This is a genomic window from Klebsiella michiganensis, from assembly GCA_000963575.1.
GTDB classification, from domain to species: domain Bacteria; phylum Pseudomonadota; class Gammaproteobacteria; order Enterobacterales; family Enterobacteriaceae; genus Cedecea; species Cedecea michiganensis_A.
On sequence record CP011077.1, the window covers coordinates 4,442,437 to 4,460,806 of the forward strand.

21 protein-coding genes and 1 pseudogene are annotated in these 18,370 nt (G+C 56.7%); 10 read left to right on the plus strand and 12 right to left on the minus strand.

Features of this window, described 5'->3' with window-relative positions:
* Positions 1 to 366: 366 nt before the first annotated feature.
* Positions 367 to 1,548: a ribonucleoside transporter gene (nepI, locus tag VW41_20540; GenBank protein AJZ91237.1), complete on the plus strand. Its 1,182-nt coding sequence runs from the start codon at positions 367 to 369 to the stop codon at positions 1,546 to 1,548.
* Between the two features lie 53 nt (positions 1,549 to 1,601).
* Here nepI and VW41_20545 read toward each other — a convergent pair whose 3' ends face one another.
* The 6 genes from VW41_20545 to VW41_20570 form a co-directional block, all read right to left on the minus strand.
* A complete protein-coding gene (locus VW41_20545) occupies positions 1,602 to 2,009 on the minus strand; it encodes a phage-like protein (protein AJZ91238.1) in 408 nt (135 codons plus the stop codon).
* Between the two features lie 125 nt (positions 2,010 to 2,134).
* Complete coding sequence (gene tauD / locus VW41_20550; GenBank protein AJZ91239.1) at positions 2,135 to 2,983, minus strand: taurine dioxygenase; 849 nt, start codon at positions 2,981 to 2,983, stop codon at positions 2,135 to 2,137.
* Positions 2,980 to 3,807, minus strand: a complete 828-nt coding sequence (locus VW41_20555; protein AJZ91240.1) for a taurine transporter subunit — start codon at positions 3,805 to 3,807, stop codon at positions 2,980 to 2,982. Before VW41_20555 ends, tauD begins: the two co-directional genes overlap by 4 nt.
* Positions 3,804 to 4,571 (minus strand): taurine transporter ATP-binding subunit, encoded by a 768-nt coding sequence (tauB, locus tag VW41_20560; protein ID AJZ91241.1) that lies wholly within the window; start codon positions 4,569 to 4,571, stop codon positions 3,804 to 3,806. Before tauB ends, VW41_20555 begins: the two co-directional genes overlap by 4 nt.
* A 15-nt stretch (positions 4,572 to 4,586) precedes the next feature.
* On the minus strand, positions 4,587 to 5,561 hold the full coding sequence (gene tauA / locus VW41_20565) for a taurine ABC transporter substrate-binding protein (GenBank protein ID AJZ91242.1): 975 nt from the start codon (positions 5,559 to 5,561) through the stop codon (positions 4,587 to 4,589).
* Positions 5,562 to 5,636: 75 nt separating this feature from the next.
* Positions 5,637 to 5,876, minus strand: a complete 240-nt coding sequence (locus tag VW41_20570; GenBank protein AJZ91243.1) for a hypothetical protein — start codon at positions 5,874 to 5,876, stop codon at positions 5,637 to 5,639.
* On the opposite strand from VW41_20570, the gene VW41_20575 reads away from it, so the two are divergent.
* Positions 5,865 to 6,416: a hypothetical protein gene (locus tag VW41_20575; GenBank protein ID AJZ91244.1), complete on the plus strand. Its 552-nt coding sequence runs from the start codon at positions 5,865 to 5,867 to the stop codon at positions 6,414 to 6,416. The two genes, VW41_20570 and VW41_20575, sit on opposite strands and share 12 nt — an antisense overlap.
* A 9-nt stretch (positions 6,417 to 6,425) precedes the next feature.
* On the plus strand, positions 6,426 to 7,226 hold the full coding sequence (locus VW41_20580; GenBank protein ID AJZ91245.1) for a transcriptional regulator: 801 nt from the start codon (positions 6,426 to 6,428) through the stop codon (positions 7,224 to 7,226).
* A 2-nt stretch (positions 7,227 to 7,228) separates the two neighbouring features.
* On the opposite strand, the gene murP is transcribed toward VW41_20580, so the two are convergent.
* Together murP and murQ are read right to left on the minus strand one after the other, a co-directional pair.
* Positions 7,229 to 8,680, minus strand: coding sequence for a PTS system N-acetylmuramic acid transporter subunits IIBC (gene murP / locus VW41_20585; protein ID AJZ91246.1), 1,452 nt, complete (start codon positions 8,678 to 8,680; stop codon positions 7,229 to 7,231).
* A gap of 2 nt (positions 8,681 to 8,682) precedes the next feature.
* Positions 8,683 to 9,591 (minus strand): N-acetylmuramic acid-6-phosphate etherase, encoded by a 909-nt coding sequence (murQ, locus tag VW41_20590; GenBank protein ID AJZ91247.1) that lies wholly within the window; start codon positions 9,589 to 9,591, stop codon positions 8,683 to 8,685.
* A 318-nt stretch (positions 9,592 to 9,909) separates the two neighbouring features.
* Between murQ and VW41_20595 the strand changes: the two genes are divergently transcribed.
* On the plus strand, positions 9,910 to 10,167 hold the full coding sequence (locus VW41_20595; protein AJZ92035.1) for a hypothetical protein: 258 nt from the start codon (positions 9,910 to 9,912) through the stop codon (positions 10,165 to 10,167).
* Positions 10,168 to 10,400: 233 nt separating this feature from the next.
* On the opposite strand, the gene VW41_20600 is transcribed toward VW41_20595, so the two are convergent.
* Positions 10,401 to 10,595 (minus strand): glycogen synthesis protein GlgS, encoded by a 195-nt coding sequence (locus VW41_20600; protein AJZ92036.1) that lies wholly within the window; start codon positions 10,593 to 10,595, stop codon positions 10,401 to 10,403.
* Between the two features lie 126 nt (positions 10,596 to 10,721).
* Positions 10,722 to 11,909: an MFS transporter gene (locus tag VW41_20605; GenBank protein AJZ91248.1), complete on the minus strand. Its 1,188-nt coding sequence runs from the start codon at positions 11,907 to 11,909 to the stop codon at positions 10,722 to 10,724.
* A 138-nt stretch (positions 11,910 to 12,047) separates the two neighbouring features.
* On the opposite strand from VW41_20605, the gene VW41_20610 reads away from it, so the two are divergent.
* Positions 12,048 to 12,701: an ArsR family transcriptional regulator gene (locus VW41_20610; GenBank protein ID AJZ91249.1), complete on the plus strand. Its 654-nt coding sequence runs from the start codon at positions 12,048 to 12,050 to the stop codon at positions 12,699 to 12,701.
* On the opposite strand, the pseudogene VW41_20615 reads toward VW41_20610, so the two are convergent.
* Both VW41_20615 and VW41_20620 read right to left on the minus strand, forming a co-directional pair.
* Positions 12,698 to 13,842: pseudogene (locus tag VW41_20615) on the minus strand (adenylate cyclase). The gene VW41_20610 and the pseudogene VW41_20615 sit on opposite strands and share 4 nt — an antisense overlap.
* A 181-nt stretch (positions 13,843 to 14,023) precedes the next feature.
* A complete protein-coding gene (locus VW41_20620; GenBank protein AJZ91250.1) occupies positions 14,024 to 14,356 on the minus strand; it encodes a hypothetical protein in 333 nt (110 codons plus the stop codon).
* A gap of 226 nt (positions 14,357 to 14,582) precedes the next feature.
* Between VW41_20620 and VW41_20625 the strand changes: the two genes are divergently transcribed.
* From VW41_20625 to VW41_20645, 5 genes are all read left to right on the plus strand, one after another.
* Positions 14,583 to 15,272 (plus strand): CarD family transcriptional regulator, encoded by a 690-nt coding sequence (locus VW41_20625; GenBank protein ID AJZ92037.1) that lies wholly within the window; start codon positions 14,583 to 14,585, stop codon positions 15,270 to 15,272.
* 58 nt (positions 15,273 to 15,330) lie between these two features.
* Positions 15,331 to 16,077 (plus strand): uridine phosphorylase, encoded by a 747-nt coding sequence (locus VW41_20630; protein ID AJZ91251.1) that lies wholly within the window; start codon positions 15,331 to 15,333, stop codon positions 16,075 to 16,077.
* A gap of 2 nt (positions 16,078 to 16,079) precedes the next feature.
* Positions 16,080 to 16,796, plus strand: coding sequence for a nicotinamide riboside transporter PnuC (locus VW41_20635; protein AJZ91252.1), 717 nt, complete (start codon positions 16,080 to 16,082; stop codon positions 16,794 to 16,796).
* A gap of 470 nt (positions 16,797 to 17,266) precedes the next feature.
* Positions 17,267 to 17,794, plus strand: coding sequence for a superoxide dismutase (locus tag VW41_20640; protein ID AJZ91253.1), 528 nt, complete (start codon positions 17,267 to 17,269; stop codon positions 17,792 to 17,794).
* Entirely contained in the window at positions 17,791 to 18,315 is a 525-nt protein-coding gene (locus VW41_20645; protein AJZ91254.1) for a hypothetical protein, read from the plus strand. The genes VW41_20640 and VW41_20645 overlap by 4 nt, the downstream gene beginning before the upstream one ends.
* The last annotated feature ends 55 nt before the right edge of the window (positions 18,316 to 18,370 follow it).

Genomic DNA, 18,370 nt, shown 5'->3' on the forward strand with positions numbered 1-18,370 from the left:
ATATATTCGTGATGGCTTACGAAGTGTGGCTAAATTAAGCCAAATTTTAATTAAGTAATAGATGCCAATTCTTTATGTTATATAAGCGCCGTCTTAATGAGGCCTAAGAAATAGCCAGGGCAACCTTTCGGGAAAACGGGCGTAAAGGGATAAAAGGCTCGTTTATTTAGGGGGTTATATGGTTATCTGAGCACCAGAATATTGTTCATTTTTTGTTAAATTTGTTTGTTTTTTGTTTAAACAAGGAAGGCGAATTTTGAACACCTAATGCGCAATACTGAGTGAAGTTGCCAAAACGTTAAAGTCGTTGCGCAAGCGGTGATACACTGGAGGGCTTGCCCCCGAACATTGACCCAGGACTTCAGGATGAATGAAACCGTTCCCCACGCCATTCCGGCGACCTCGATAACCCGCCCCAACTGGTCGGCAGTCTTTGCCATCGCGTTTTGCGTGGCCTGCCTGATAACCGTTGAGTTTTTGCCGGTTAGCCTGTTGACCCCGATGGCGCAGGAACTGAATATCTCTGAAGGCCTTGCCGGGCAGTCGGTCACGGTCACGGCTTTTGTGGCGATGTTTGCCAGCCTGTTTATCACCAACCTGATTGGCTCGACCGATCGCCGCCGCGTGGTGCTGCTTTTTGCCGTCCTGCTCACCGCCTCCTGCCTGCTGGTTTCGTTCGCGGGTAATTTCTCTCTGTTGCTACTTGGTCGAGCCTGCCTTGGGCTCGCGCTGGGCGGTTTCTGGGCCATGTCAGCCTCGCTGACCATGCGCCTTGTTCCTGCGCGCACGGTGCCTAAGGCGCTGTCCGTTATCTTCGGGGCCGTATCAATTGCGTTAGTAATTGCGGCCCCACTGGGCAGCTTCCTCGGGGGGATCATCGGCTGGCGCAACGTCTTTAATGCCGCCGCCCTGATGGGTGTCGCCTGTATTATTTGGGTCTGGAAAGCGCTGCCTTCCCTGCCGGGTGAAGCGGCGCACCAGAAGCAAAACATGTTTGGCCTGCTCAAACGTCCGGGCGTGCTGGCGGGTATGCTGGCTATCTTCATGGCCTTTGCCGGGCAGTTCTCGTTCTTTACCTATATTCGCCCGGTTTATATGACCCTGTCGGGTTTTGACGTTGATGGCCTGACGCTGGTGCTGCTGAGCTTTGGTATCGCCAGCTTCGTCGGCACCTCCCTTTCCGCCCCGATCCTCAAACGGTCGTTAAAGCTAGCGCTGGCCTTTGCGCCGCTGATTCTCGCCATCAGCGCAGCCGTTCTGGTGCTGTGGGGGACGAACAAAGCCGTGGCATCGGTGATTGCCATTATCTGGGGGCTGGCCTTTGCGCTGGTGCCGGTCGGCTGGTCAACGTGGATCACCCGTTCCCTCGCGGATCAGGCGGAAAAAGCCGGGTCGATTCAGGTGGCCGTGATTCAGTTGGCCAACACCTGCGGCGCCGCCGTCGGCGGCCTGGCGCTGGATAACCTCGGCCTGCTGGCACCGCTCATTCTCTCCGGCAGCCTGATGCTGCTCACGGCCCTTCTGGTCGCGGTGAAGGTTCGGGCTTAACGTGACAGAATCATAAGGCCCGCGCCATGTGGACGGGCCTTATGATGAGAAGTTTACAGGCGCTTCGTTAATTCACGACGAGCCAGTTCAGCTAAAAAACCGCTTCGGCTGGCGTACTCCGCATTACCGCTGACATAGCTATCTATTCTCGCCAGCAAGGATTGTGGCAGCGTGATATTCAGTTTTACCGATTTACCTTCGTACCTGGTAATATCAATATCAACAAATCCCCAAACGCCTCCCTGGCAACTCTCATCATTTTTATGATCATTTATGGTCAGGGCTACGGGCACCGTTTTCCCTTTCTCGCTCTGATATTCCAGATAAGTATTAATGGCACCATGAGCATCATCGATAGCCTCATCGATTGTGTCTCCGGCGAAATAACAGCCTTCAATATCCGGCACAAATCCAGACCAGCTTCCACTTTCGGCCTGATGCAAATACACAGGATATCTCATACGTTCCTCTCTCCTGAAAACGGGACTTGTTGGCACAGCATTTAGTCATTACTTCATCCATGAAGTGAAATTTGGTGGTTATAACAACCACCAAAAGAACAAATATCAATCACACCTTCGCACGCCTAACCGCGCCAGAAAGGCTTATCCCCGAGGATTGTCGCGCGGTGCATGATGCGGCGGGCCGGAAGATAATCGGCATTGGCGTAGTGCTGCGTCACGCGGTTGTCCCAGATAGCAATATCGTTTTGCTGCCAGCGCCAGCGCACCTGGAACTCCGGTTTGGTGATGTGGGCAAACAGGAAGCCCAGCAGCGTCTCGCTCTCTTTTTCCGTCAGGTTAACAATGCGGGTGGTAAAGCCTTCGTTGACGAACAGCGCCTGCCTGCCGCTGACCGGATGCGTCCGAATCACCGGATGGCGCAGAGGCGGGTTCTTCGCCACGGCTTCGCGCCAGCGCTGATGCTCCACTTCGTTGTGGGCGTACTTGTACTCCTGGAACGATTTACGGAAATCGTGCTCGGCCTCCAGCCCGGATAACAGTTTTTTAAACGGTTCGGACAGCGCCTCATAAGCGGCGATCCCGCTGGTCCACAGCGTATCTCCGCCGGTTTCCGGGAGCTGCTTCGCCGCCAGAATCGCCCCGGCAGGCGGTGTTTCAATAAAGGTCACGTCGGTGTGCCAGTTGTCGTTATCCGGTGGATTATCGTTGTGGGTATCCAGCACGATGATCTCTGCCACACCTTCGGCATGGGGGTAAACCGGGTGAATATGCAGGTCACCGAACCGCAGAGCCAGCGCGCGCTGCTGTGCCGGCGTGATTTCCTGTTCACGGAAGAACAGCACCTGGTGGCGGATCAGCGCGTGGTAAATCTGCTCGAACTGGTTGTCGCTCAGGCCGCGCGTTAAATCCACGCCGTCAACCTGCGCCCCGATGTACGGCCCCAACGGCTTAATGTTCACTTTTTCACTCATTGCCCTTCTCCATGCCACGGGGTCAGGCGGCGCTGTAGCGCCCGCAGCCCCAGTTCTAAACAAAATGCGATGACGGCAATGACGCCGATCCCTGCCAGCACCACGTCGGTAGCCAGAAACTCACCGGCGGACTGCACCATAAAGCCCAGGCCGCGCGTGGCGGCGATAAGCTCTGCGGCCACCAGCGTGGACCAACCCACGCCCAGCCCAATGCGGAACCCGGTCAGAATCTCCGGCAGCGCCCCCGGCAAAATCACATGCCAGATAACCTGCCAGCGAGAGGCACCGAGTGCCTGAGCGGCACGAATGCGTACCTGCTTCGCGCTGCGCACGCCCGCCATGGTGGACATGGCCACCGGGGCAAAAATCGCGAGATAAATCAGCAGGATTTTGGATGTTTCCCCGATGCCGAACCAAATCACCATCAGCGGCAAATAGGCCAGCGGCGGCACCGGGCGGTACAGCTCGATCAGCGGATCAAGAATGCCGCGCACGGTGGGACTCAGCCCCATCGCAATGCCCACCGGAATACCAATCAGTACCGCAGCGGCGAGCGCGGTAAGAATGCGCCCCAGGCTCGCAGCCAGATGTTGCCACAGGGTGGCGTCCATAAAACCCTGCGGCCCGGCAATGGTGATTAGCTTCGCCAGCACCTGCCCCGGCGGCGGCAGAAACAGCGGGCTTATCCAGTGCTGCGCCGCCACCCACCACCAAAGCAGTACCAGCCCGACCAGCGTGGTTGCGCTCAGGGTGAGCTGACGTGAAAACGGCCAGCGCCACGCTAATTTGCGACGCGAGGGTTTATCCTGAATGACTACGCTCATAAGAAGCCCTCCCGGCGATCAAACACGCGGCTCAGCACGTATTCACGTTTGGCGATAAATTCCGGATCGGATTTGATGCTGCGGCACGGCTCCCCGGCGGCAAAACGGCGGCCAAAATCAAGCGGTAGCCGTTCCAGCACGCGGCCAGGGCCCGGCGACAGCAAGACCAGCTCCGTCGCCAGAAAGACCGCTTCTTCAATGTCGTGGGTGATCAGCAGCACCTGACGGCGGCTCTCGTGCCAGAGCTTCAATAGCAAGGTTTGCATCTGCTCGCGGGTAAAAGCATCCAGCGCGCCAAAGGGTTCATCCAGCAGCAAAAGCTGGGGCTTCGTCGCCAGCGCCCGGGCAATGCCTACCCGCTGTCGCTGCCCGCCGGAAAGCTGCCAGATGGCGTTTTTCGCCTTATCTTCCAGCCCAACCTTACGCAGCATGTCGAGCGCAATCTCTTCGCGCTCGGGCTTAGCCTGCCCGGCAAGCTGTAGCCCGAAGGCTACGTTATGCAGCACCGAGCGCCAGGGCAGCAGCCCTTCGTTCTGAAAAACAACCCCACGCTCGGCGCCGGGCCCTTTAACCGTTTTGCCCTGCAGCGTAATACTGCCGGAACGATAAGGGACGAAACCGGCGATCAGGTTAAGCAGCGTGGTCTTACCGCAGCCGGAAGGGCCGAGCACCACCAGCAATTCGCCCTCGTCCACCGTCAGATTAATGTCGTCGAGTACGGGTTTTCCACCGTACTCCGCGCTGAGATGCGAAACCTGTAGCATCGCCGTGTCTCCTGTTTACTGCGCCAGCGGCTTCACGAAGCGGTCGGTCACAAACTGGCTATAGTCGGTTGCTACCGCCGGTACTTTGCCCTGCTCTTTCAGGAAGTGGGCGGTGTCCACGATGGCTTTATTCACCGGGCCGCTAAGCTGCTCAACCTGCTGCTTCGCCGTCAGATAGGTATTGCCCTTCACCAGCCCCGGCACGTCGCTTGCCGGCACGCCGCTCAGGCGTGAAAGCTTGCCCAGGTTGTCCGGCTGCTTGAGCCAGCCATCCGGGTTGTCGAGGTAGCCTTTCTGAGCCGCAACGGCGCTGCGGGCAAAAGCGGTGACCACTTCAGGGTGTTTTTCGGCAAAGTCTTTACGCACCACCCAAACATCGAGCGTTGGGGAGCCCCATTGGCCGACCTGCGCCGAGTCCGTGAGTACGTTGCCGTCTTTTTCCAGCTCATTCACAGCCGGAGCCCAGACATAGGCGGCGTCGATATCCCCGCGCTGCCAGGCGGCAATGATCGCCGGCGGCTGAAGGTTAAGGATTTGAACCTGATCCGGCTTGATACCCCAATGCTTGAGGGAAGCCAGCAGGCTGTAGTGGGTGGTCGAAATAAACGGCACGGCGATACGTTTGCCGATTAAATCCTGCGGCGTTTTAATCCCTTTTTTGACCACCAGCGCTTCGGAGTTACCGAGCTGCGAGGCCAGCAGGAAGACTTCAATGGGAACGTTCTGGCTAGCGGCAACGGCCAGCGGGCTGGAGCCGATATTGCCGATTTGCACATCGCCCGATGCCAGGGCCCGCACCACGCTCGCACCGCTGTCGAACTTACGCCATTCCACTTTCGCTCCGCTGTCTTTGGCAAAAGCGTCATCGGCTTGCGCAACTTTGGCGGGTTCGGCGGAGGTTTGGTACGCCACGGTGACATCCACCGCGTGGGCCTGAGCCGCAATAAGGGCCAGTGCAACCAGCCAGAGTGAGTGTCGTTTTGCTGCCATGATTCTGCTCCTGTCTCGGGGGAGAAAGCAGTATTTCCAACGGCAACGATTCCATAAAAGAATAAAAAATTATCGCTAATGCCTTTCCGTCCTTAGAAAAAAAGTGGGAATCGATAGCCAGCGAACGGCAATAAATAAAACGCCGGCCTTACTGTGCGGGAAACAAATGATTAAAAACGTTTCTTTCCCGGCGGCAATTAAACCCTTTCTGACCTTTTTGGCACGATTGGCGCGCCGTTCTGCACGAAATTCCTTTCGCGGCTTCCATAAAATAAGCATTATTCCCACAAGCAAGAGGTCGTTATGAAAAAGCATATCGCGGTCGCCGCCCTGGCATTTTTGTCGTTATCCGCCGAGGCCGCCGGGTTTCAGGTAAAAAGTAGCGAGATCAAAACCGGGGCATCGTTTGCAAAAGCGCAGGTATTCGAAGGCTTTGGCTGCTCAGGGGGGAATCAGTCACCCGAACTGAGCTGGTCAGGCGCGCCTAAAGGCACCAAAAGTTTTGCCGTAACCGCCTACGACCCGGATGCCCCCACCGGCAGCGGCTGGTGGCACTGGACGGTAGTGAATATTCCAGTCTCCGTGACCGCCCTTGCCGCCGACGCGGGAAATAAAGACGGCACGAAACTCCCGGCGGGCGCCGTACAGGGCAGAAACGATTATGGCTATGCCGGCTTTGGTGGCGCATGCCCCCCGAAGGGCGATCTCCCGCATCATTACCACTTTAAAGTCTGGGCATTGAAAACCGATCAGCTGCCGATTGACGGCAACGCCAGCGGCGCGCTGGTCGGCTACATGCTGACCGCCAACAAGATAGCCACGGCAGAAGTGGTTCCGGTCTACGGTATCAAGTAAGGAGTTATCATGCAGGCAGAAGCAGAGTCGCGCGTGGCGATACAGGAAATTCGCATGTATCAGGCCCACGCTCTTCATCGGGTTAAACTGCTGATGCCTGCCTTGTGCCGTATTCGTCAGGGTAAAAAAGCGGTGAGTTGGGGTGAGCAAAGCGATATGGCCAATAACAGCCAGATAATCCTGTTTCCCTCCGGCCATGAATTTGGCATTGCCAATTACCCTGAGGGCGGTTTTTATCTGGCAGAAATGCTCTATCTGCCGCCGGGATTAATTCAGCGCTTCCGGCAGTTTTATCCTCTGGAGCCGCAAGAAGAGAGCAAGCGTGGTTTTTGTATACGGCAGAATGAGGAACTGGTTTTCTGCTGGGAACAGTTAAAAAGTGCCCTGCTGAAGAAACTGCCGGGCCAGGTGTTAGAGCATCTGGCGATGGCGATTTTGCTGACGCTGGGGAAGAACAATATCAGCGATCTTTTTCTCTCTCATCCACAGGATTCGCTGGTTAGCCGCTGCCAGAACCTTTTGCTGGCGAACCCCGGCGCACGCTGGACGGCCCCGGAAATGGCGCGTCAGCTGTTTATGTCCACCTCAACGCTGCGCCGCCACCTTGCCGCCGAAGGCGAAAGCTTCCAGAACCTGCTGGATGACGTGAGGCTGAACAACGCCCTCGCCGCCATCCAGACAACGCACACGCCAATAAGCGAAGTGGCAAGAGAGAACGGCTATCTTTGCCCTTCTCGCTTTACCGCTCGCTTTCAGAAGCGCTTCCAGATAACGCCGCGCGCGCTGCGCCAGGCCGCAAAAGCGCAGTGAACTCAGCTCAAATCAACGTTCTTACTGCCAAAGCACCAGGTCATGATAAACCCGGCGATATAGGCGATAACAATCCCGGCAACGTACACCGCCATCCCGGCGAAGATCCCCTGGTGGGAAGTCATCAACGGAATCGAGACTAAACCTGACGGCCCAAACACCGTATTCAGTCCGACGGGCAGCCCCATCCAGGCCACCAGCCCGATGAAGAACCCGCCGACGCCGCCGCCGATACAGGCGGTGATAAACGGCTTAAGGCGCGGCAGCGTCACGCCGTAAATCAGCGGCTCGCCAATGCCGAGCAGGCCGGGAATAATCGCGCCTTTGATTTGCGTGCGCAGGGCAGAATTTTTTGGCGAGCGGGCAAACAGGGCCAGCGCCGCGCCCACCTGCCCCGCGCCGGCCATTGCCAGAATCGGAAACAGTGAGTTAAAGCCCTGGGCATCCATCAGCGCGAAGTAGACCGGTACAAAACCCTGGTGGATACCAAACACCACGGCAATCAGGAACAGCCCGGCCAGAATTGCCGTGCCGAACGGGTTACCGTTCAGATGCATAAACAGCCACGACATGCCTTTGAACAGCTCGCCGCCAATGGGCATGATCGCCACGAAAGTGATTGCCCCGGTTATCAATAAGGTGATCGTCGAGGTGAGGATCATATCCAGATTGTCCGGGATCATCCGCCGAACCTGACGTTCGATCCACGCCCCCAGCATACAGGCCAGCAGCACGCCAATAATGTTGCCGCGCGGGTCGATAGCCAGCCCAAAGAAGGTATCCATCCCGGCGTAATAGCCCACTTTGCCTTCCGGCACGTAGCGCAGAATAAACAGCGAGGCGATGATCGCCCCGTTTACGCCAGTGCCCCCGAAGGCCTTTTGGGTGTTGAAGCCAATCAGAATGCTCAGGAAGGTAAACAGCCCGACGCTGAACACCTTCAGATAGGCGATAAGCTGGGTCAGCCAGGCCGCAGGCGTTGTGCCTTCGACGACCAGGGTTTGCTGTAGCAGTGTGGCAATCCCCAGCAGCAGCCCGGCGGCAATAAAGCCCGGGATAAGCGGCGTGAAGATAGTGGCAAACTTGGTGAGGAAGTTATGCACCGCGCTGTTCTGCTTCGCCTTCATCTGCTGTTTGTTCTGGCTGGCGAGCGCGGCCAAATCCGCGCTGTCGCCCTTCTCCGGCTCGCTTTGGCCCCCCTGCTTTAACAAGCTATTCATCAGCTCGCTGGCGGTTTGCGCTTTGCCAGGGCCGAGAATAATTTGCAGCTGGTCGTCGCCGTTGACTACCCCCATCACGCCGGGAATTTTCTTCAGGTCGTCGTGCTGAACGAGATCTCTGTTTTTGAGCGTCAGCCTGAGGCGCGTCATGCAGTTGCCACAGACAAGGATATTGCCGCTGCCGCCCGTCAGGCGCAGGATGTCTTCCATCATCGAACCGGTGATTTTCGCCATAGCTATCCGTTTAACCCCCGCAATGCTTCACGTATAAAGCCGTGTTTTTTCGCCAGCAGACAGCTTGCCTCTTCGGCAGACAGGCCGCTCAGCAGCATGAAGATCGCCGTCTTGCAGTGACGCCGGCAGGCGCTAAGCGCGGCTTCGGCCTGCTCAGGGCTGCACTCGGTGGCCGCCACCACGATATTGACCTGGCGCTGGATCAGCTTCGCGTTGGTGGCTTCCACATCCACCATCAGGTTGCCGTAAACTTTGCCGCTGCGAATCATCGATCCGGTAGTGATCATATTCAGGATCAACTTCTGCGCCGTCCCGGCTTTCATGCGCGAAGAACCGGTGACGATTTCCGGGCCGACGACGGGCTCGATGGCGATATCCGCCGCCAGGCTCATTTCGCTACCCGGATTACAGGAGATTGCGGCGACGGTGGCACCCACGCTTTTTGCATAGGCCATGGCCCCCAGCACGTAAGGCGTGCGCCCGCTGGCGGCTATCCCCACCAGCACGTCACGCGCGCTGAAATTCAGGTTACGCAGATCCTGCTCGCCCATTTCACGGTTGTCTTCGGCGTTTTCTACCGCCTGCAGAATGGCCGGATGCCCGCCGGCAATCAGTCCGACAACCTGCTCACGCGGTGTGCCGAATGTTGGCGGGCACTCACTTGCATCCAGAATCCCCAGCCGACCGGACGTCCCCGCGCCGCTATAGATCAGCCTGCCGCCCTGGGCGAAAGCAGCCACCACTTTATCGACGACCTGAGCGACCTGCGGCAGCGTTGCCTCCACCGCCAGCGGCACCTGCTTGTCTTCGTTATTGATAACTTTAAGCATCTCTAAGGTTGGCAGCGTGTCGATTTCCGCGCTGGCCGGATTGCGGCCTTCGGTGACCAGTTGGGTTAAGTTAATTTTCATCGGGACATCCGTTATGTGTGTTCTGTTGTGCATAGTATGGAATATTTTATTCCATATCCGTGCGCGTAATCACGAATATTTTATTCCATTAGCGGTGGAATAACGGTCAAATTATTCCATCAGTCATTTTCTGTGTTATTGTCTGCCCGTTATTTCTACCAAACTTACTCAGAGGCTTGATGCTGGAGAATGTCATCATCTGATAATCAGCGCCCCGTCCTTCACAGGCCGGACTGATTATCACTGCGCTTAACCCGGATGCGAACACACGCGTTGTGTTGGCACGTTTTGCACATGATGATGAAAAGGTTTTTCAGCATGAATTTATCCCGTCAGGAACAGCGTACCCTTCACGTTTTAGCGAAAGGGGGACGAATCGTTCATACCCGCGACCGGTCAGGCCGCGTCAACGCCGTTGAATGTTATTCCCGCGAAGGGTTGCTGCTCAGCGACTGCACGCTGGACGTGTTTAAAAAACTCAGGACCAAGAAACTGATTAAATCCAGCAACGGGCAGCCATACCGGATCAACACCACCGGGCTGAACAACGTGCGCGCCCAGCCGGATAACAGATAATTGACGATGAGCCTGGATGACACAGACGTTTTGAAGGGCTAAAACAAATAACGGGCCGCCTGGCCCGTTAAGACTGATGACAAACCGCATGCGGATAAAATTCTGCAATCTGTCTTCAGAAAAATAAACTGGAAAATCAATTCATTGATTTTCGGCTGCTCACCACAAAGAAGGAAAAACCACGCTTTTTCCTTCTTTGTCAGCAATCTGAACGGGCCGCCTGGCCCGTTATTTCAGTGTTCGAGCTCGGCGGCCCGGGATTCTTCTTCGCAATAGTGGGTGAAGCGTTCGCAGAACCACATTTTTTGCTCGCGACTCATGTTGCCGGTCACGGCCTGGAGATTCACCTGCTGCCCCGAAGCCTGCATATGCGCGAAGCTGCGCGCCAGAAAATCAAAATTCTTTACTGCCTGTAGGTCTCTGTTCATCAGCATATCCCTCTGTGAGTTAACTTTTGGGTAAGTCATATGCTTCTGTTTTCAGTATCGGCCCGCCGGCGATTATTTATTGAACAATGAATGCGCTTTTTAGCAAAAAGATCGGGCCGTCTGGCGTCAACGATCGGCGACAGACTGCCGACGCCTTCCCTGCCATACCAATACAATCGCCGACAGGGCCAGCCACGGCAGGAGCAGTTCATTAAGTTTTTCCCAGCCAAGCCACTCGAGTAATGCCCCTGCGCTTAAAGAACAGCTCAGGCCAACAACGAAGATGGTCATATCATTGACCGCCTGCGCCACGCCCTTTTCCGCCGCAGAAAACGTGGTGGTTAACAGCGCAGTGCCCCCGATATAAAGGAAGTTCCACCCCAGCCCGACGAAGATCAGTGCGCTGGCAAACGAGGTGAAGCCGGTCCCCGTCAGCGCCAGCAGAATATCACAGCCAAATAGCACCACACCGGTCAGCATCACGCGAATACTGCCGAAGCGGGCAATCAGCTTGCCGGTAATGAAAGAGGGGAGAAACATTGCTAAAACATGCAGTTGAATAACACTGGAGGTTTGCGCCAGCGTATGGTGATGGTGCGACATCGCCAGAGGCGTGGCCGTCATCGCCAGAATCATGATGCCGTAACCTGTTGCCGCGCTAAAAAGCGCCGTCAAATAAGCAGGCTGACTGATAACCGCCCTCCAGGGCCGCGCCGGGGCATGATTAGCGACGGCTTCCCGGCTCGCGGGAACGGAAAGACGGGCAAGCAAAAGCACCGCAACAAAGGAGATTCCCGCCAGAATCATGAAGGATCCCAAATAGCGTGGCGTCATGAGATCGCTGCCGAATCGGGCAAGCAATGGTCCCGCCAGCGCCGCGACAATCCCGCCCGTCATAACCAGTGAAATAGCCTTGGGGCGGAAAGTATCGTTGGCCACTTCGCTGGCGGCAAAACGATAAAACTGAGCAAAAGACTGATACACCCCCACCAGCAACGTCCCGGCACACAGCAGCAGAAACGATCCAGACATAATCCCTAACCCGGCTATCACACCGCCAGCTATCCCCGCAGCGGCTCCGGTCATAAATCCGGTTTTTCGCCCCACTCTGGCCATCCACAGTGAAGCAGGAAAAGTCGTCAACGCAGTCCCGAGAAACATCGCGGCAATCGGCGCCGTAGCAAGCCCTGGCGAAGGAGTCAGCTGCCCACCCGCCAGGCCGCCAATCGTCATTACCAGCACTGAGACGGTCTGAAAAATCGCCTGGGCACCCACCAAAAGGAGCACCTGGCGGTACATGTTTTTATATGACATCGGATTTATCCCGTATAACATTGAACAATTCGCTGACGAAAAACCTTGCTCTGAAGGTGGGATTTTTCGTCATATTGCGCTATCATTTAAACATTCAATTGAATGATTGAATGCTGCTGTTAACGAGGTGAAGAGTCAATGAGTCAGCCGGATAAATTTTTGTATTCGCACCTCGGCGAACTGGCGAGGCTGCTGGGCAATGGCGCGAGGATTGAAATTCTGGAGCATCTCGCCGGAGGAGAACTGTCCGTTGAAATGCTGTCCGGGCTGACGGGTATGTCTACGGCCAGCACCTCGCAGCACCTGCAAAACCTTCGAAAAGGCAACTATGTGACCTCCCGGCGCGACGGTAAGCACATCATCTATCGCCTGGCTGATGGCCCGGTCAGAAGCGTGATTGCCAGCCTTCGCTGTTTTGCCGAATACCACAATGAGGCTATTCGCAGCATTGCTGCCGATTACCAGAATGCCAGCGAGAGGCTGGAACCGGTTAACCGTGATGAACTGTTAAGCCGTCTGGAAGCTGGTGCGGTAACACTGCTGGACGTCAGGCCAGAGGACGAATTTGGCGATGGCCATCTTCCCGGGGCCCTGAATATTCCACTCAAAGAGCTGGAGGCGCGCCTCGCCGAACTGCCCAAAGACAGAGAAATTGTCGCCTACTGCCGGGGAGCACACTGCATTCTTTCCGTCGAAGCCGTCGAATATCTGCGTCGAAAAGGCTACAGGATCCGTCGCTTTGATGCCGGCTACCCGGAATGGGTGGCCGCAGGTCTGGAGACAGAAGCTTAGCGCTGCCGCACCGGCCTTGTGAGCTGTGCCGCCTCCAGCGTTAACTTCGCGGCAGTAAACCTGTCGCTGCGCACGCCAAGAACCTCCTTTTCCCAGAGCGGATTCAGCGGGACGTGGTAGCCCGCGTTCTTGGCCTGCCGCACCAGCTCCGCAAGATCGTCTTTGTTGGCAATGATACACACCGGCTCGAAGCGCCCTATTTTACCCGGCAGCACGAACGTGGCCGGGTAGTTGCTCTCCGGATCGGTGACCGGGTTGGCGCTATCCGTCGCGTGATGCACCACTTTTTCCCCTTCCCCCACCAGCGCCTGGTTCAGCACGCCGATCATCCGGCGGGCACGCTCGCTCGCATTGCCTATTTCCTCATCGCTCTTACGGTAGAAGCTCGCCGGGTTGTCATAATCCCCGCGCAACGCCTGATGCTCCGGCAGCGTGCGGTAATTTTCCAGCCGCTGGCGAAATACCTGGTGGGACACATCCGGCACCTGCAAATTATCTTCCGGCCCTAACTCACTGACGTGCGGGGCGATGACCATCAGGTCATAATCTGCGGTGAAGGGCCGGGCTTCGGCGTGTGGGGCAAGCACCTGCAGAGGCGCGCCGTGATGAGAAATTCGATACCTCGCCTCTCCGCTGCCCGGCAGGCGTTGGGCCTCAAACGCATAGCGCTCGCCGCCCGGGCCACTGGCCCTGAGATGACTCAAACCCCGGCATTCTCTGGGGACAGTTTGTCGATAAGTCCCTGCGCAAACAGGTCGTGCAGGCGACTTTGCGACACGTCCAGCGGCACGGCAGCCGCATGCCCCTCGGCAATGCAGGCCTGCGTCTGCAGGTTAAACTTTGCGATCCGCTCCGGCGAGGCGTTCTCCAGCTTGCTAAACCGCTGCTCCACGCAGATAAAACCCGCCTGCGGCCCCCATGAGGCGCTTTTGCCCTTAATGTGAAAGCCTTTGGTCGGATGCCCGGCTTCAATCAGCGCCGTCGCCAGTTTGTCCACCGGGCGAACGCCAATGATGCAATTGTGCTCCGAGGCCACGCGCTGCAGCGGGATGAGGTGCGCAGGCACGATGCCGGTTTTGTCTTTGAGGTGTGAGACAAGCTGCTGGAGGTCAGTCCCGGGCGGTTGACTCGCCGCGGACAGGTGAGGTTCTGCAGGGCGATACGCCGCAGGGGTGGATCCAACTTTCATTTTACGGCCAGGCTCCCGGCGATAAACAACAAGCCATTGAGGCTGCGGCCGGGAAAAGGCGGCCTGGGCAGCATCACGCGAAAACATCCCCCAGGTGAATGCTCGCGGATTGCCCCGCCGCCCCTGGTTCCGGTTAAGTCTTGTCTTTCACCGTTTCGGTTCCACCGTTATTTTTCACCGAGGCAATACCTTTATCCCGGGACTGCTCCGTGGCGTACATCTGGCTGGTGCCAATCACCTGATGATTCCCGGCCTTGAGGTTGAAGTAAAACTTCCCGTTGCTGGCAACCTTCTTGTCATAGCGTTCATCCAGCGGGCTGTTGGTGCGCACGGAGGCAATACCGTTGTCCGCCGAGGCGCGGGTTTTATACAGCTCGCTGGTGAGCACCACTTCCCCGTTACCGGCCTTGAGCACGAACTTGAACTGCCCGTCACTACTTTTGCTTAATTCGAACCAACCAGACATGTTAACTCCTTGATTAAAATCATAAACAGTTAATAGATTGGGTGAACTACAAAAACAGTATGTACGAAAAACAATCAGTTCGCCCACTCCACCAGCCCCCCGGCGGGACAAATGTCCCGGCGACAATACGGATTTCAGATCCCGCTGGCAGTTTTCACGCTAATCTGTGGGCAACGCGGGACGGGCGTCCTGTCCTTATTTGACGGGAAATTTTATAGTGAACAGCATGAAAAACGAGAGCAGACCCGGCGACTGGCTGAGCGTCATTGAAAGAGTGACCGGCGACCCGGTGCTGTATGAACTGCTGAAGTATTGCCCGCTGGATATTCTGCGCAGCTGGCAGCTAAAACATTACCCTCGTGGTTCGCTGATTTTTCGCCAGGGGGAAATTTGCGATGAATTCCACCTGATCGTTAAAGGGGAAATCGACGTTTTTACCACCGCCGACGACGGGCGGAAGTACTCCCAGGCGCGCTATAAAAAAGGCGACATTCTGGGTGAGCTGGAAATCTTCGAGCGGCGGCAATACATCTGCTCGGTAGAAGCGGTTAGCGACGCGGCGCTATTAGTGCTGACGCGGGAAGAATTTATTCGCTGGCTGGGATTAGACAATTACTTTAATCAAAAAATATTACAGGCCGTGAGCGATCAATATTATCAACTCTCCAAAAAGGCCGGAGAAGATATTCTTTATTCGTTACATCAGCGTATTTGCCTGGTGCTGTGGCAGAAATACCAGCCAATGCAGGGCAGCATTCCGCTGAATAAGCAGCAATTAAGCGAGCAGTTTGCGGTGGCCCCGCGCAGCATTAACCGCATTTTATCGGAACTGCGGGAAGACAATATTATTGCGATTCACGGCGAGCAGATTCAGGTTCTCGACCCTCAGCGCCTGCGCCAGCACGCCGAACATTAAATAACAGCAGCCAATCCTGAGCCATGCCAAATGGCTCGTTTAACGCCAGGTAAATATCATGACCCAACTCCAGCCCCATATCCGGCTCAGCCGGGAGATGACGCACGCCCGCTATGCGCTCCTGCCGGGCGATCCGAAACGCGTTGAACACGTCGCACAGTTTCTGGACAACGTGGAAGATTTTGGCAGCAACCGGGAATATCGCGCCCTGCACGGCTGGTTTCACGGTGTGGAAGTCCTGGTGATGTCTACCGGCATGGGCGGGCCTTCTACCGCCATCGCCGTGGAAGAGCTGCGCCAGATTGGCGTCACCAACCTCATCCGCATCGGCAGCTGCGGGGCGATGCAAAACCATATTCGCCTCGGTGACCTGGTGATCGCCACCGCCGCCGTGCGGGACGACGGCACCAGCCAGATGTACATCGACAAAGGCTACCCGGCCTGTGCGGACATCGGCCTAGTGCACCATTTGACTCAGCAGGCGAAACGCCTGGGCTATGCCAGCCACTGCGGCTACGTGCGCAGCCACGACAGCTTCTACACCGAACGCGAAGGCGAGATTAACCAGTTCTGGTCCGGCAAGGGCATTCTCGCCGCGGATATGGAAACGGCGCCGCTGATGGTGGTCGGCGCATTACGCGGCCTGCGCATCGCCTCCGTGCTTAACGTCGTGGTTGAGCACAGCGGCAATCTGGAAGAAGGCATTAACAACTACCAGCAGCAGGAACAGTCCTGCCTGCAGGGTGAATCCCGCGAGATCTTACTCGCCCTCGAAGCGCTCTACCTTGACAGCCAGGAGCAGTAATCATGGATTTCTTCAGCATTAAGAATGTGATGGTCACCATTCCGCTCGGCGAAGGCGGCTACGCGCTCTCGTGGATCGAGGCCATCGGCACCGTCTTCGGCCTGCTCTGTATCTGGTTCGCCAGCAAAGAGAAAATCATCAACTACCTGTTCGGCCTGATTAACGTCACGCTGTTTGCGGCGATCTTCTTCCAGATCCAGCTTTACGCCAGCCTGCTGCTACAGGTGTTCTTCTTCGCCGCCAACCTGTACGGCTGGTACGCGTGGAGCCGCCAGAACGAGGCCAACGAGGCCGCGCTGAAAATCCGCTGGCTGTCGCGCAGCAAGGCCTTCACGCTGGCGGCGGTTTGCCTGATCGCCATCGCGCTGATGACCTTTTTCATCGACCCGGTCTTCGCCGTGCTGACCCGCATCGCGGTGGGCATTATGCAGAGCCTCGGCGTGGCGGTTGAGATGCCGCACCTCCAGCCGGATGCCTTCCCGCTCTGGGATTCCGCGATGCTTGTCCTGTCGATTGCCGCAATGGTGCTGATGACGCGTAAATACGTCGAGAACTGGTTGCTATGGGTGGTTATCGACGTGATTAGCGTGGTGATTTACGCCATCCAGGGCGTGTACGCCATGTCGCTGGAATACATCCTGCTGACGGCGATTGCAGTAATGGGCTCGGTGGCGTGGATCAAGAGCGCCCGAATGATTGGCTCCCGGCCACTCGCTTAAATCGTTTGATTCATTTTAAGGGCCGCTAAGCGGCCCTTTTTTATTCGGATATATCTTATTTATCAAGCCTGATGAAAATTAAAGGCTTTTAAAAAATCTCCCGATTTTAAGCGACCGCCAGCCACCGACTCAGCGCAATCATCTATGCTTTATTTAAGGCACAGCAGCGAGATAATTTTTAACGATCGTTAGTAGGTCTTTTTCACTCTCTCTTTTTACTGCCCTATCCGTTTCTATTTTCATTCAGGCCTTTCCCTTCAATCGTTCACGACCACAGGATAACCTCATGAAAATACTGTTTTTAAAAATCTTCACGCTGAATTTCAACCCACAATTTTACCTATCAGAGCAATCACACACGCCGCAAAACAGTTTGTTATAACCAGCTTACTGCCGCGCATAAGCCCGCAGCACAAAATTTTGCGACATCTGTTTCTTTGCACCTTCTAATAAAAGTACGGGGTTAAACGATGAATAAGTTAAAAACACTAAAACTGGCGCTGGGTATTACCGCCCTCACCTGCACCGGACTGGCACAGGCCGCCACGGTCGCCATGAACACCGTGGACGCCAACGGCACTTCCACCCCGGCGGGCACCATTGAGTACCACGCCACCCAGTACGGCGTGGTCTTTACGCCGAACCTGAAAGGCCTGCCGCCGGGTATCCACGGCTTCCACGTTCACACTAATCCGAACTGCGGCCCCGGCATGCAGGACGGCAAAATGGTGGCTGGCCTGGCGGCGGGCGGCCACTTAGATCCGGCCCACACCGGCAAGCATGAAGGCCCGTGGGGTAACGGCCACCTCGGCGACCTGCCTGCGCTGTACGTCGACAGCGACGGCACCGCAACCTATCCGGTGCTGGCTCCTCGCCTGCGCATGTCTGACCTCAAAGGCCACTCGCTGATGATCCACGCCGGCGGCGACAACCACTCTGACCACCCGGCAATGCTCGGCGGCGGCGGGGCGCGTATGGTGTGCGGAGTCACGTCATGAGCCAGCGCTTCTTCACGACTGCGTGCCTTGCGCTGATGATGGGCGGGCTTCCGGCCCTGGCGAACGCGGCAGAGACTTCTATTGACGTGCCCAAAGGCGAGCACCTGCAAACCGAGCTTTATGCCCGCGGGGTGCAAATCTACCGCTGCGCGGCGGCGGACGCCGAAGCGAAAACCGGGAGCTGGGTGTTCCAGGCCCCGGAAGCTGACCTATTCAGCGACAAGGGCCTGAAGCACCTCGTCGGCAAACACTTCGACGGCCCGCACTGGCAGGCCACGGACGGCAGCGTGGTGGCCGGCACGCTCAGCGGCACTCGCCCGTCGAAAGATACAGGCTCGATTCCGTGGCTACTGCTAACCGGCACTTCCGACGCGCAGCCGGGCCTGTTCGCCAACGTGAGCAGCATCCAGCGCGTGGACACGCGCGGCGGCGTAACCGGCCCCACGGTTTGCGACCCGGCGACCTTTGGCGCGACGCTGAAAGTGCCTTACACGGCGACCTACAAGTTCTACACGAAGTAGCAGCCTGCAAAGTCCTGGCCGGAAGGCCGGGACTTCTGTTTAATGGACGAGACTA

Coding starts and splice junctions, on each gene's coding strand:
- nepI (AJZ91237.1), top strand. CDS start 367: ATGAATGAAACCGTTCCCCACGCCATTCCGGCGACCTCGATAACCCGC.
- VW41_20545 (AJZ91238.1), bottom strand. CDS start 2,009: ATGAGATATCCTGTGTATTTGCATCAGGCCGAAAGTGGAAGCTGGTCT.
- tauD (AJZ91239.1), bottom strand. CDS start 2,983: ATGAGTGAAAAAGTGAACATTAAGCCGTTGGGGCCGTACATCGGGGCG.
- VW41_20555 (AJZ91240.1), bottom strand. CDS start 3,807: ATGAGCGTAGTCATTCAGGATAAACCCTCGCGTCGCAAATTAGCGTGG.
- tauB (AJZ91241.1), bottom strand. CDS start 4,571: ATGCTACAGGTTTCGCATCTCAGCGCGGAGTACGGTGGAAAACCCGTA.
- tauA (AJZ91242.1), bottom strand. CDS start 5,561: ATGGCAGCAAAACGACACTCACTCTGGCTGGTTGCACTGGCCCTTATT.
- VW41_20575 (AJZ91244.1), top strand. CDS start 5,865: ATGAAAAAGCATATCGCGGTCGCCGCCCTGGCATTTTTGTCGTTATCC.
- VW41_20570 (AJZ91243.1), bottom strand. CDS start 5,876: ATGCTTTTTCATAACGACCTCTTGCTTGTGGGAATAATGCTTATTTTA.
- VW41_20580 (AJZ91245.1), top strand. CDS start 6,426: ATGCAGGCAGAAGCAGAGTCGCGCGTGGCGATACAGGAAATTCGCATG.
- murP (AJZ91246.1), bottom strand. CDS start 8,680: ATGGCGAAAATCACCGGTTCGATGATGGAAGACATCCTGCGCCTGACG.
- murQ (AJZ91247.1), bottom strand. CDS start 9,591: ATGAAAATTAACTTAACCCAACTGGTCACCGAAGGCCGCAATCCGGCC.
- VW41_20595 (AJZ92035.1), top strand. CDS start 9,910: ATGAATTTATCCCGTCAGGAACAGCGTACCCTTCACGTTTTAGCGAAA.
- VW41_20600 (AJZ92036.1), bottom strand. CDS start 10,595: ATGAACAGAGACCTACAGGCAGTAAAGAATTTTGATTTTCTGGCGCGC.
- VW41_20605 (AJZ91248.1), bottom strand. CDS start 11,909: ATGTCATATAAAAACATGTACCGCCAGGTGCTCCTTTTGGTGGGTGCC.
- VW41_20610 (AJZ91249.1), top strand. CDS start 12,048: ATGAGTCAGCCGGATAAATTTTTGTATTCGCACCTCGGCGAACTGGCG.
- VW41_20620 (AJZ91250.1), bottom strand. CDS start 14,356: ATGTCTGGTTGGTTCGAATTAAGCAAAAGTAGTGACGGGCAGTTCAAG.
- VW41_20625 (AJZ92037.1), top strand. CDS start 14,583: ATGAAAAACGAGAGCAGACCCGGCGACTGGCTGAGCGTCATTGAAAGA.
- VW41_20630 (AJZ91251.1), top strand. CDS start 15,331: ATGACCCAACTCCAGCCCCATATCCGGCTCAGCCGGGAGATGACGCAC.
- VW41_20635 (AJZ91252.1), top strand. CDS start 16,080: ATGGATTTCTTCAGCATTAAGAATGTGATGGTCACCATTCCGCTCGGC.
- VW41_20640 (AJZ91253.1), top strand. CDS start 17,267: ATGAATAAGTTAAAAACACTAAAACTGGCGCTGGGTATTACCGCCCTC.
- VW41_20645 (AJZ91254.1), top strand. CDS start 17,791: ATGAGCCAGCGCTTCTTCACGACTGCGTGCCTTGCGCTGATGATGGGC.